10 protein-coding genes and 2 pseudogenes are annotated in these 12,233 nt (G+C 39.4%); 4 read left to right on the forward strand and 8 right to left on the reverse strand.

Annotation, left to right across the window (positions count from 1 at the left end; genetic code table 11):
• Positions 1 to 6 precede the first annotated feature (6 nt).
• Positions 7 to 1,011 (forward strand): annotated as a pseudogene (locus tag CWB62_RS10670) (YHYH protein).
• 3 nt (positions 1,012 to 1,014) lie between these two features.
• Positions 1,015 to 1,536 carry a hypothetical protein gene (locus CWB62_RS10675; RefSeq protein WP_138527686.1) on the forward strand — a complete coding sequence of 174 codons (522 nt, stop codon included), beginning with the start codon at positions 1,015 to 1,017 and terminating at the stop codon, positions 1,534 to 1,536.
• 6 nt (positions 1,537 to 1,542) lie between these two features.
• Here CWB62_RS10675 and CWB62_RS10680 read toward each other — a convergent pair whose 3' ends face one another.
• A complete protein-coding gene (locus tag CWB62_RS10680; protein WP_138527688.1) occupies positions 1,543 to 3,354 on the reverse strand; it encodes a protein kinase domain-containing protein in 1,812 nt (603 codons plus the stop codon).
• Between the two features lie 223 nt (positions 3,355 to 3,577).
• On the opposite strand from CWB62_RS10680, the gene CWB62_RS10685 reads away from it, so the two are divergent.
• Positions 3,578 to 5,593, forward strand: a complete 2,016-nt coding sequence (locus CWB62_RS10685; protein WP_138527690.1) for a TonB-dependent receptor — start codon at positions 3,578 to 3,580, stop codon at positions 5,591 to 5,593.
• A 142-nt stretch (positions 5,594 to 5,735) separates the two neighbouring features.
• Here the strand turns inward: CWB62_RS10685 and CWB62_RS10690 are convergent.
• Positions 5,736 to 6,409: pseudogene (locus CWB62_RS10690) on the reverse strand (NADPH-dependent FMN reductase).
• Positions 6,410 to 6,591: 182 nt separating this feature from the next.
• Between CWB62_RS10690 and CWB62_RS10695 the strand changes: the two are divergent.
• Positions 6,592 to 8,109: a leucyl aminopeptidase gene (locus tag CWB62_RS10695; RefSeq protein ID WP_138527692.1), complete on the forward strand. Its 1,518-nt coding sequence runs from the start codon at positions 6,592 to 6,594 to the stop codon at positions 8,107 to 8,109.
• 44 nt (positions 8,110 to 8,153) lie between these two features.
• Here CWB62_RS10695 and CWB62_RS10700 read toward each other — a convergent pair whose 3' ends face one another.
• The 6 genes from CWB62_RS10700 to CWB62_RS10725 all read right to left on the reverse strand — a co-directional run bounded on the left by CWB62_RS10700 (position 8,154) and on the right by CWB62_RS10725 (position 12,041).
• The gene (locus CWB62_RS10700) at positions 8,154 to 8,738 is read right to left on the reverse strand and encodes a lipoyl domain-containing protein (RefSeq protein WP_138527694.1); all 585 of its coding nucleotides are present in this window, start codon (positions 8,736 to 8,738) and stop codon (positions 8,154 to 8,156) included.
• A 136-nt stretch (positions 8,739 to 8,874) separates the two neighbouring features.
• Entirely contained in the window at positions 8,875 to 9,888 is a 1,014-nt protein-coding gene (locus CWB62_RS10705; RefSeq protein ID WP_138527696.1) for a DUF5924 family protein, read from the reverse strand.
• Between the two features lie 322 nt (positions 9,889 to 10,210).
• On the reverse strand, positions 10,211 to 10,537 hold the full coding sequence (locus CWB62_RS10710) for a hypothetical protein (protein ID WP_138527698.1): 327 nt from the start codon (positions 10,535 to 10,537) through the stop codon (positions 10,211 to 10,213).
• A gap of 102 nt (positions 10,538 to 10,639) precedes the next feature.
• Positions 10,640 to 11,068: an Imm63 family immunity protein gene (locus tag CWB62_RS10715; RefSeq protein WP_138527700.1), complete on the reverse strand. Its 429-nt coding sequence runs from the start codon at positions 11,066 to 11,068 to the stop codon at positions 10,640 to 10,642.
• Between the two features lie 121 nt (positions 11,069 to 11,189).
• Positions 11,190 to 11,558 carry a helix-turn-helix domain-containing protein gene (locus CWB62_RS10720; RefSeq protein WP_138527702.1) on the reverse strand — a complete coding sequence of 123 codons (369 nt, stop codon included), beginning with the start codon at positions 11,556 to 11,558 and terminating at the stop codon, positions 11,190 to 11,192.
• Between the two features lie 216 nt (positions 11,559 to 11,774).
• A complete protein-coding gene (locus CWB62_RS10725) occupies positions 11,775 to 12,041 on the reverse strand; it encodes a hypothetical protein (protein WP_138527704.1) in 267 nt (88 codons plus the stop codon).
• Positions 12,042 to 12,233: the final 192 nt, after the last annotated feature.

Here is a 12,233-nt window from a genome sequence, read left to right on the forward strand (position 1 = left end):
TAAAAAATGCACACGTTAAATTTAAACCTAAGCGCTAATAATTTGGTTAAACAGTTAAAGATTATTACCTGTTTTATTATAACTACCACGTTGATTGCATGTGGTGGTTCTGAGCAGAGCGGCACGCAAACGGAAATAGCAACCGACAATTCCACTGGCGACAATAGTAATGTAGAAACAAATGGTTCTACACAAAATGTTTTATGCGATTACTTTTATAGTGAATATAATGATAGTGACTCTATACAAACTACCAGCTCGGCTGATTGGACATGCACAGGAACAACACGCGACATAATTGCAAATGGGATACCAGACCACGATGTAGGCACCTTTCCCAGTCCTGCAAACCCCAACACCATTGCTGAGTAATCAGTGAATGAAAGCTTTACATTAACACCCATACAAACCTCAACAGCCACATTGATGGGCGGTCCTCGCGGTATAACCGGACTTGTATTAAATGGCGTTAAAATTGATGCGGGCACAGGTGGCAGTTGTGATGATTCAGGTGACAATTGCGATTTAGCCAATAACAGCGGAAACTGGAATATAGAAGCTTTAAGCCAAACCACGTTTAGCTTTGGAACAGATAGTAACAATGCGCATGTTCAGCCGGACGGTACCTACCATTACCATGGGATGCCAGAGGGCTTTATAACCATGCTAGGCGGCAATGCAACAACAATGACCTTAATAGGTTGGGCGGCCGATGGTTTTCCTATTTATGCACGTTATGGCTATTCAAATTCAACTGATGCAAACTCTAACCTAGTTGTAATGACTGGTAGTTATCAACATGTTACCTCTGTCAGTGCTAATAGACCCTCTACCGACATTTACCCACTAGGTACATTTGCGCAAGACTGGGAATATGTTGCAGGCTCTGGAGATCTAGATGAATGTAATGGCCGTTTTGGCGTAACCCCTGAATTCCCTGATGGTATATATCACTATTATGCAACCGACACTTACCCGTTCTTTCAACGATGTGTAAAAGGTGCGTTGTGAACTATGCGACTTTTAAAATCAATCAAAAGCATCGGCTTAATTAGTTTATTATTTAGTGCATCGCAAAATGCACATGCCCATTTAATGGTTGCTCAGCATGGCACACTTAACATAGTAAACAACCATGTATTTGTAGTGCTCTCTATCCCTGCGTCATCAATAAAAGGAGCAGACGATAACACCGATGGATTAATGTCACTCGCTGAGTTTACAAAATACCGTAAACACATTAGTAAACAAGTTAAACAGCACGTGTACATGTCTGATCAGCAATATCGTTTTAATATTGACGGCTTACTATTAAATCCAGAATTAGCGCATTCGGTAAATAGCAAAATTGTTGATCAAATTACTATTACGGGTAGATACACACCAAGAGTACTTGAAGAGATAAAATTTAATATTAATTTATTTAGTCATGACGAAACTAAGCAAACATATAAAATTACAGCAAGCAATAAACAGCAACAACTTGTTCATCAATTTGAGCTAAAACCGCTATCTCCTTACATTAAATTATTTTAGTTACATTTAAACAAGTTTGGGGTTTTTAGGAAAGTATTGCTCTGCTTGTTGTGCACACAATTCAAACTCGCGGGTATTTTTGTATGGAAGTTTCATAAAGCCCGCAACACCTACATCAGTGATATTTACAGCATATTGCATTAATTTGTTTAAGAGACGTTTAAAATCAGCTTCTTTTGAAGAGTCGAGTAGCCTGTAGTAGTGGTGAATCTTCATTCTATCGGGTAAGGCTTCAAAAATAATACACCCAGTATGGTGTATTTGGTTTAACTCAAATACACATTTAATCACTTTTTTAGGTAACTGTAATTGTTCATCAGGGTCTTTCCCATCTTCAAAATAAGAGTGAGGTCGTGTTATTTCGTTGGCTTTAACGCTAACCACTTCATAATCAAGTTCTGGTAGGCTGTCAAACTTAAATGCGCCGGTGCCGTCTCGCTCTAATTGAATCGTTTTACGCGCGTCAAACAAACAACATTTAAACAGCCCTTTTTGATTAATAGCTTGCGCTAACATAACGGTATTATTTATTGCATCACTGAAGGCATCGCCTAGTGACTCATCATGCATTATTAATGAAGACTCAATAAATAACGATTCATCTTTCCAATGAAAACTAAGCCCGCCTACGGCTGGATATTTTGCAAGTCGGCTTATAGAGGCTAAAAATGCTTTTTCAGTGTCGCCAGTATCAAATAAAAATTCTTTGTAGTATCGGTCTAACTGGGCATCGTTTACATCTAGGAGCTGCTGGTTATGGTCAGCTTGGCGTAAAAACTGTTTGCGCGAGCTATATACAACCGTATCTGGAGCTTCATCACTACCGTACCAAAATGGAATAGCAGCTTTGGGCTGTTTTAAATTTAGCTCTGGTAAGTAAGCTTTAGCCATTGTGGTTATATTGCGCATAAAGTAATCGCCAGCAGCATCACGAACTGCCTTAGATTTACTGAGCATGCCGTCTATAACTTTAGCAAGTTCTCTAGGTAACCCTAAAGAACTTGCAGGAATCGCCTGCGCCCCAAATCGGCAAGACTGTGCAGACGCTAACGCATATAAAGTAGCCGCAACCCCCTGCTCATCAAACCTTGGAGACGATTGCTCACCCGACATTTGCGCTTCACCTATAAAATACACATCCCCCATTCGCGCATTAGTCGTGCTTAAATCCCCCGACATTAGATCCATAAAATTACTGGCAACAGGCTCACCTTTACTATCTAACTGGGCATACACCGAACTCCCCCAATCAACTAAGGATAAAGCATCTGTTTGTGCATCCCACACCAAGTTTGAAGGCTTTATATCACCATGCACTATGGGCTGTGCGCTTAAACCATTTTTATGGTTACTTAAATCAAGTAACACATTTCGAAGCCTAACGGCTAATGCCATTATTTTTGCCGCGCTAAATCGCCCCTCTTTAAGCGACACTTTTTCAAGGTCTTCTCCCATGGCGCGCGCCATCATTAAAATACCTTGTTTTTTAATACGCTCAAAGGCATAAAATTTAGGCACCAGTGGGTTGTCAATTTGTGACAGCATGTACGCCTCGTCTTCAAGGCGATCACGTACACTTTGGGCAAGTGTAATACGTGAAAACTTAAAAACCCAAGGTAAGCCTTTGTCGTCCTCACCGGCAAATACAAAGCCAAAGGCTCCAGAGCCTATCATTTCTACATTTTTATAACCAAGCAGCGTTAATTGTTTAATACAAATGTTAAGCCATTGACGGTGCTTTTTAGCATCGCGGTGCGACAGCAAATACACAGATTGCTCTTCGTTAATGTAAAAATTGCGAATTTCTTTGGCTTTCAATACAGGCTCGCTAATAGAGTGATGTGTGGTGAATTTTTTAAAACACGCTGATTATTAGTTTTATATAACGATATTACAATAGCGCCAACGTAGTTTTTCAAATTACAAACTTAAGCCCTTATTTAAATAATTAAAACACTAAATGTTGCATCCAATAGATTTACTTAGCCGTATTTAATTCTACTGCACTAAATAGCAAACATAATAAATAGGAACTTTAAGGATGAAAACATTAGCAATTTTAACTGTCGGCACATTATATAGCGGCTATGGTCATGCAAACATAGAAAAGTTAACTGTATATGGCCACCGAGACGGCTTAATAGGCGAAGCCATCAGTGCATCAAGCGGTATTATTGGCCAAGGTGAAATTGACCAACGGCCGATGTTAAGAAGCGCCGAAATGTTAGAGCTAATACCCGGTATGGCGGTAACTCAGCACAGTGGTTCAGGTAAGGCAAACCAATACTTTATTAGAGGGTTTAATTTAGACCATGGCACCGACTTTGCCACCAGCATAGACGGTATACCCATAAATATGCGAAGCCATGGCCACGGCCAAGGCTATACCGACCTAAACTTTATAATTCCTGAGTCTATTTCCACAATTAATTATAAAAAAGGCTCCTATAGCGCAAGCCAAGGTGACTTTTCATCCGCAGGTAGTGCACAGTTTAAATTGACTGACAATCTAAAGCATCAACAAATAGAACTCAGCATAGGAGATGACAACTATAAACGTGCTGTTGTCTTGGGCTCTACTAACTTAACAAAAGGCAAAATTATTGCAGCAGCAGAATGGCAAGGCTACGACGGCCCGTGGGATGACATAAACGAAGACGTAAATAAAAAAAATGCCCTGCTACGCTATGTTGGTACAGCCCTTAATGGTGACCTATCACTAAGTGCTATGGCATACGACAATACATGGAATTCTGCAGACCAAATTCCACAGCGTGCCGTCTCGCAAAGTTTAATAACACAATTAGGTTCTCTTGATACCACACTAGGGGGCAACTCTAGCCGTTATAGCCTATCAAGTAATTGGCAAGGAGAACATGTTAAAGCCAGCGCATATGTAATTAATTACGATTTAAACCTGTACTCAAATTTTAGCTATTTTTTAAATGATCCCATTAATGGCGATCAGTTTAATCAGCAAGATAGCCGCAATATTTATGGCACCAATATAAGCTATCAGTTTGAAACTAAAACATCAGATATAAACATGCAACACACCACAGGGATTGAGGTTCGACACGACAACATAGATAACGTAGGACTTTATAACACGCAAGCAAGAGAGCGACTTAGCACGGTAAGGCAAGACGCACTAAAACAAACAAGCTACTCAAGCTTTTGGGAATCTAAATTTTTATTTACCCCAAAATTAGAGGCCACTGCTGGTGTGAGGTACGACTATTTTGATACAAACGTGACCAGTAATACTGGTGCAAACTCAGGTAAAGCAAACGATGATTTAGTCAGTTTTAAAGGGAGTGTAAATTATCGCTTTACTGATTTACTAGCCGCATATGCTAATTGGGGGCAATCTTTTCATTCAAATGATGCGCGTGGCTCTACAATTAATGTTGACCCAGTTACAGGTGAGCTGGCTGAGCAAGTAGATTTATTGGTAAAAAGTGAAGGTGCTGAAGTAGGTTTGCGTTTTGCCGATGATCGCAACTTTAATTTATCCGCCGCTTTATGGTGGCTAACACTCGACTCAGAATTATTATTTGTAGGTGATGCTGGTAACACAGAACCCAGTGATGCGTCTAAACGCTATGGCTTAGAAATGAGTGCGTATTACTGGGTTAACGACCAATTTAGTATTGATTTAGAAGCCTCGTTTACACATTCGCGCTTAGATATAAATGACAATAATAATTATATAGAAGGCGCTGTACCTGTTGTAGCAAGTGCTGGTTTAAATTGGCACTTAACTGAACAATGGCAATCATCAATTAGAGTCCGTCATATTGGCAAGCGTACATTAACTGACGACGGAGATAAACGATCAAACCCTTTAACGGTTGTTAATAGCTCAGTAAGCTATAAGCAAACCCATTGGAAAGTAGACTTTGAATTACTTAATCTTTTCAACAGTACCGACCACGATATAGACTATTATTACGCATCGCGTTTACCCGGTGAGCCCGCACAAGGCGTTGAAGATAATCACTTTCACCCAATAGAACCTAGAACAACGCGATTAACACTCAGTTTATTGTTCTAGTATTTATTAACGCTACACCGGTACTGTATATAAATATAGTACCGGTAAAATTGGGGTCTTATTTGCTACATTACGCCTAACCGGCTTCTCTACTCTTTGATGAACCTAACAGTAAAAATATAACAATTGAAATTACAACAACTTAATTAGTAGTTGCTTTAGGCGCATTTCGATGCGCGGGATCTGATTTAAAGCTTTCAATCATTTATGGGGGTTTTTACATTCAGCCTGTATTTTAGCGGCTTCAGCCCACCATATTAATTGATTAAATGTACGAGAAAAATAGTTAAACCACGATGTCTGGTCATCTTCAGTAGCAAACTCACCAAGTTCGTTAAACACATCCTGTGCCTTTGGAACATGAATCATCGACGATACTGGCAAACCCCCAAGTTCTGATAAAAAAGTGCGCATACTAATCGCAGCTCGAACCCCACCCCACTGCCCAGCAGAATAAGAAACAATAGCACTGGGTTTATATGAAAACAGTGAACTACCAAAATGATTGAGTAGATCAGCTAATGCAGGGCTCATCGAGTGATTATATTCTGGACTGATCATTATGTAGCCATCAGCAGATTTAATTTTATCGGCCAAATTGTTAAGTTTAGCCGGTGCATTTTGCTGTGTATATGCAAAGTGAGGTTTGAATACAGGATCGTTTGGGTAATCTAACGCATCAATTATTTCAAATTCATGTTCACTAAAGTGTGACTGGAAACAAAATAAACATGCTTTACTTACTCTATTTCCAAGACGCACTGGTTTAGGTGGTGAGCTCTCACGCACAGTACCCAAGAACAATAAAAACTTCATAATATAACTCCATGTAAACACTATGTTTTACATTAAGCCTAGTATCATTCACATGCAAACATATTTATAACGTATTTTTGATGCCGTTATACGTCGCTCTTAATTGCCGTTTCAGCTTATCTCACTTAACTAAACAGGCAAAAATAGGTAAAAAACAGTTTTAAATTAATCTTAGGTGAACAATGAAACACATAATTAAGGCCTCTCTCTTAACACTGGCGCTAAGCGCTAGTTTAAATACACAAGCAGCACAGTTTTCGTTTTCTTCTAAAGTAGACAGCGACGCACACACATTAATTGTGTTTTATAGCCAAGATGGAAAAAACAACCAATTTAAAAATCTCGACAAACAATTCAATGGTCAGCTACAACGCATCATTGACGTTGAAAATTTTGAAGGTAAATACGCTAAAACAGCACAGCTTATTGCCCCACTAAACAGTAACTACAAACGTATATTAGTTGTTGGCACAGGCAAACAAGACGACTTAAACAAAGCTCGCATAGCTAAACTAGGCGGAAACATTCACGCTCAGTTAGTTAAATACAAAGCCGATACCGCCAATGTACTATTTGACGATGTAACGGGTGTAGATGCAAACCATTTACTTGCGGCAAACTTTGCACACGGTGCAAACCTGCGAGATCATCGCTTTGAAAAATACAAACAAACTCCCAACACACAAACAGTGACTTACACGTTTGATGTCGACAGCACAAAAAAAACAACTGCAACGTATAAACAGTTAGAAAGTATTCAAGCAGGTGTATTTTTGGCACGCGACCTTACCTCTGAAGTCGCCACCGAAATGACGCCTGTTGATTTTGCAAATGCCGCAAAAGAACTTGAATCGTTAGGTGTTACCATTACAATTTTAAAACCAGAGCAACTTAAAGAGCTTGGTATGGGCGCACTAGAGGCCGTTGGCCGCGGAAGCGATCAGGGTGCTCGTTTGGTAGTTGCTCATTATAAAGGCTCTAACGACGACCCTATTGCACTGGTAGGTAAAGGAATAACATTCGACTCGGGCGGATATAGCATTAAAACAGGTGCGTCTATCGCACGTATGAAATCGGACATGGCAGGCGCTGCTGCAGTGCTTGGAACAGTTAAAGCAATGGCCATGGCCAAAGCCGACAAAAACGTTGTAGCAGTAATGGGCATGGCGGCAAATATGGTTTCGCAGTTTGCAGTAGCCCCTGGCGATGTTGTTCGCACCGCAGAAGGTTTAAGTGTTGAAATACTCAACACAGACGCCGAAGGCCGTTTAGTTTTAAGTGATGCAATGTGGTATGCACGTAAGCACTTTAACCCTAGCATAATGATTGATGTAGCCACGCTTACCGGTTCTAAAATTCGTGCGGTTGGTAACGAGTATGCGGCCGTGTTCTCAAAAGACGACACACTCGTAAATCAGTTAACACTTGCTGGTAAGCAGGTAAACGAAAACCTATGGCGTTTACCACTAGGTTACAAGGATATGCTTAAATCAGACATAGCCGACATAACAAACGTAGGCTCTGGCGGGCCAGGCGCAACCACTGCAGCAACATTTTTAGAGCATTTTGCAGGGGAAACGCGTTGGGTTCATATTGATATTGCCGGAAATGCATTAGTTAAAAAAGGCAAAGGCGAACTATCACCAGGCGGTACAGGCTATGGTGTACGCTTGTTAAGCGAATGGTTATTAGCTAACTAATTGTATCAAAACGCCAAAAGTCCATGCTTTTGGCGTTTACTCCACTAATTAAATAAAAACCGGCTCGCTGTTACACCAATAACAATACCTATCACTAGTACAGCAACCGTATAAAACACTCCCTTACTCTCATCACTAGGGCTGGCTATGTTAGATAGCTCTGCACCTGCATCTATTGAAGATTTTGTCTGTGTTGTATCATTGTGTTTAACCAAGCAAGCCTGTTTGGGTTCATCAATAGTTGGCTCTAGACTTTTTATTTCATTATGAATGGGTGTTTCAGTGACCAAGCTCTGAATATCATGGGTGCTAACTTGGTCTGTGTTGCTGGTGTTATTTTGAAATTCTGGTTTGTCATTTAAAGGGGCTTGTATTAACACCTCGTATATTTCGTCATATTCAAACAGCATCACCACTTGATTTGAGCTAACCTGTTCACCTTCATTTATATTTATCTTAGTGACAACTCCGTTAGCCGTGGCAACAATTTCGAGTACTATCTTGTCCGTTTCCACATCAAGTAATGTGTCATCTTTTTTTACGTGTTGCCCCTCAGTCACATATATTTTTGTAACTAAAGCAGAAATTGTTGGTTCGGGTAAATGAGGTATTAAAACATCACTGTTCATCGATCTTCCTTGCTTAATAAATATAATAAATTTACCACTACAGCCTATCAACCCCTTTGATAGTTAACAATAATTTTTTAATACACACTGACTCAATTAATTATTTATGCTTTAGCCCATTTTTATTTAACTTGGTTTAAGGCGTCACCCTAAATTTAGTTAAACCAATTAACTGGCCTGATTCAGTCATAACCTTAACTTGCCACTTTCCTACCGCGTTATGTGGAAAATTTACTTTGTGTGTCCAGGCTCTATAACCACTTTTACGCCCTCCACTGATATTAAGCGCTATTTTGTCTACCTGCTTTTTATTGTGTGTCCACACATGAAATATCTTTTCGTTTAGCCCTCGTGGTGCTTTAACCGCTGTCCATGTATAAAGCCCTTTTGCATGTAAGGAGCGTACATCTAACGTGTTAATATTTCCTATCGGTTTTTTACTTTGCTCATTTACCTCATGCGCTAATGCAATGCTTGTTAAGTGCAGAGCAGCCGGTGGTACAAAGCTTTTTAATTGCCATACGCCTGCACTCAAACTAAATAAAATAATCGCTAAGATAGGTAAACGCCACCACGGCGCATTAGGCATTAAATTAGTAAGACTAGGTAATGTTAACACCACGGCTATAACTAGCGCAGCAGCTAAACTTTGGCTGGTTGTTAAGCTAAACAAAATAGGCAATGTAACAAGTAAAACTACAAACAAAGCAAAATTATGATACACCGTAAATAGCGTTCTATTTTTAGCTAATTTTTTGTAGTAAAACGGGTCAATAACTGATGCAACCGCACACAATATAATCAGCGATGTAAATACTGCTTGAGGGTGGTCCCACTGGGTCACAACTAAAAAAAATGGCAGTGCAAAAAACAAACTCTCTTGCTGAATCATTTGTAATGCAAAACGCGTTACATTGGGTGAAACGCTTACACCAAATCGTTCTTCAACTTTATCACGCAGCCAATTATCTACAATTAACCACAACCAGCTTATAAGTAAGACAACAGCAACAACCTGCGCAAACGACTCCTTTCTATCAACAAGCACATAACTTGCAACGCCCGATAAAAAAGCTAAAACAGCCAATAACCCCGGGCGTTTTTGCATTGCATTAATAAATTGTGTAATCAAGGATTTTAATTTGTTCATTTGCCTGCTTTATAAGTACCAAATGCACTTTATTATTATGAAGTTAGTTACAACAGCTTAGCCAAACAAAAATGAACAGAGCATAGATACCCTAATAGTATTATTAATATTTAGTAACTAAATAAGAACGCGGGCCTGTTTTTGGTAATTTGTTTATGCGACATAATAAAAAATTATGCAAATAAAAATCTTTAAGCACTCACAAAACAAATAAAGTTTATAAGGACGTTAATAATACTAAATACGCAAGATAAATATAAAGCGTTCTAAATAAGGCCTTTGAGCAATTTAACGGTAAGTGTGTTTAAAAACAAAGACCCAATTAAAAATAAAGTTCGTTATTGGCTTGTTCGACTTCCCTCCTAGCTGAGGCCTTAATGAGTGACAACACCCTTTGCTCTTTCATTCGAGCAAGGTCATTTCCAAGCATCACTTCCGCACCAAAAATCCCTCCTGAAATATTAAGGCCAAAAAAGTGATGGGCAATCTCATCCAAAGTACTATCCCCCACCTCAATATGAGCTTCTTCCCCGTGATCTTTCAATAGCTGATATATCTCTATAGCTCTATCTGGATATGCACGATCATCAATCGATATCCACGCCTCATGAAGCTCTTTAATACTGTATTTAGAAAAATCAATACTCATATTTTATCCTTGAAACATTATCCCTTTGTACTGGGCATAATTGCTATCTAAAAAGTTGAATAACGTAAAAAAGTAAACTGTATTCGTCAAACTGATTGCTTGTTAAGTTGCCTTAAGCAGCTGTATAAGCTCATCGTCGTATGGGGACTTTTCTAGCACATTTGAAAGATATCGCTCTGCCTTTTTACCGAAGTCAGGGCTTAAAGTATGCATTAACTCAATTTGCTTTGAAAAAGCTATTCGCCTGCTATCTTGACCTTCAATTCTATTTTTTAGTTCGAAGTTGCCCGCAATATCGCTAGTAGCATCAAAGAAAATGTAAAACAAAAGTTCATCAAATTCAGCCATTGATCTTCTTGCTAACTCTTGCCCACGCTCAACGGTAACCAAATGATATGAGAGTTTATCTACCTCAACATGTGAGTAACCAAGATCACGACTTTTGCCGTATGTTGGTAATTGATCCTGGTTTGCCCCAATTAATTTTCCTAACTCTTCGACTTTGGCTCTAATTTCAGATAATTGGTACATGCTATCCTATGCAAGTTATCGCCCGCATAGCAGGCTAATAGAGCTTGGCTAAAATTGGTGACGCACGAACCAAGCCAAGCTTTATTAGTCCATGCGTTGATGCGTTTGTTAGGCGAACCTACTACTGGTGAAATTTATTAAGTAAACTTTTCCCGTAATCTACAGCCTTACGCTCAATTTTAGTTAAAGGATCTGAATGACCTTTTCTAGGTGATTGAAATAAAGACTTACCATATTTAATTGCAGATATTTCCATTGCATTAAGTTGTAACTGTTCCAATTTTTCTTCATGCTTTACTGTGCTCATATTCTTCTCCTGAATTATATTGTTAATTGACGTTTCAAACACAGCAGCAAGACACTTTAAAGATTCCGAACCAACACTTTGTCCACTCTCGACTCGTTGAATAGTACGAGCACTTAAGCCTGAATGAAGAGCAAGCTCTTCTTGAGTCCATCCTTTATCTAAACGACGCTGTTGAATACTCATCACTTTTTCTTTTGCTGTTTGATACCAATTTATGGCAAACTTACAAGAGAATAAACACGACGAAATAGCGACATTTATAGTTTTGTCGACGACAACCAGACATTATGGTCGCCTAACGCCCCAATCAGCCGCGGAGTAATGTGGCCCGTTTTTGCTGTGTTTTTTTGGCAAAAAAAGGGCGACGTTGTGGAGTCGGCTGGATTAGTTTGTTATGTTCTAATGCGAATACTTAGAGGTAACTTTAACACTTCCAATGTACCACTTCTCATTTCTTTTGGTCATTGTGAAGGTGTGAGCGCGATAGAATAGGCTGTCATCTAAAAAACCACTTTGTTCTACCTCTACTTCAGCAACTTCGAAGCGCTCAGCTTCAGACAACATAGAGATCTCAGTGTCTACGTTATCGACATAGTCCGAGGTAGGATTACTTTCACTAAACTGGATAAAGTGGATCGCAACGTTGATTGGGTGCTTACGGTCCACACTCAATTTATCGTTGAAACGGTTGATTTCGTTACTCGAAACTAACTCAGTAGATTTGTGTCCAGTTAGCAGAAAATACCCCAGAGCAGCAGAACCAGAAAAGCCAATCAGAGCGAATAGAACAACTGCAATTCTTATAGATAATTTGATGGAGACATCCTCACTACGATTGATACATAACGAGCCTGTAGG

This window comes from Pseudoalteromonas sp. S408, from assembly GCF_005886645.1.
GTDB lineage: Bacteria > Pseudomonadota > Gammaproteobacteria > Enterobacterales > Alteromonadaceae > Pseudoalteromonas.

Coding starts and splice junctions, on each gene's coding strand:
- CWB62_RS10675 (WP_138527686.1), top strand. CDS start 1,015: ATGCGACTTTTAAAATCAATCAAAAGCATCGGCTTAATTAGTTTATTA.
- CWB62_RS10685 (WP_138527690.1), top strand. CDS start 3,578: ATGAAAACATTAGCAATTTTAACTGTCGGCACATTATATAGCGGCTAT.
- CWB62_RS10695 (WP_138527692.1), top strand. CDS start 6,592: ATGAAACACATAATTAAGGCCTCTCTCTTAACACTGGCGCTAAGCGCT.
- CWB62_RS10700 (WP_138527694.1), bottom strand. CDS start 8,738: ATGAACAGTGATGTTTTAATACCTCATTTACCCGAACCAACAATTTCT.
- CWB62_RS10705 (WP_138527696.1), bottom strand. CDS start 9,888: ATGAACAAATTAAAATCCTTGATTACACAATTTATTAATGCAATGCAA.
- CWB62_RS10710 (WP_138527698.1), bottom strand. CDS start 10,537: ATGAGTATTGATTTTTCTAAATACAGTATTAAAGAGCTTCATGAGGCG.
- CWB62_RS10715 (WP_138527700.1), bottom strand. CDS start 11,068: ATGTACCAATTATCTGAAATTAGAGCCAAAGTCGAAGAGTTAGGAAAA.
- CWB62_RS10720 (WP_138527702.1), bottom strand. CDS start 11,558: ATGAGTATTCAACAGCGTCGTTTAGATAAAGGATGGACTCAAGAAGAG.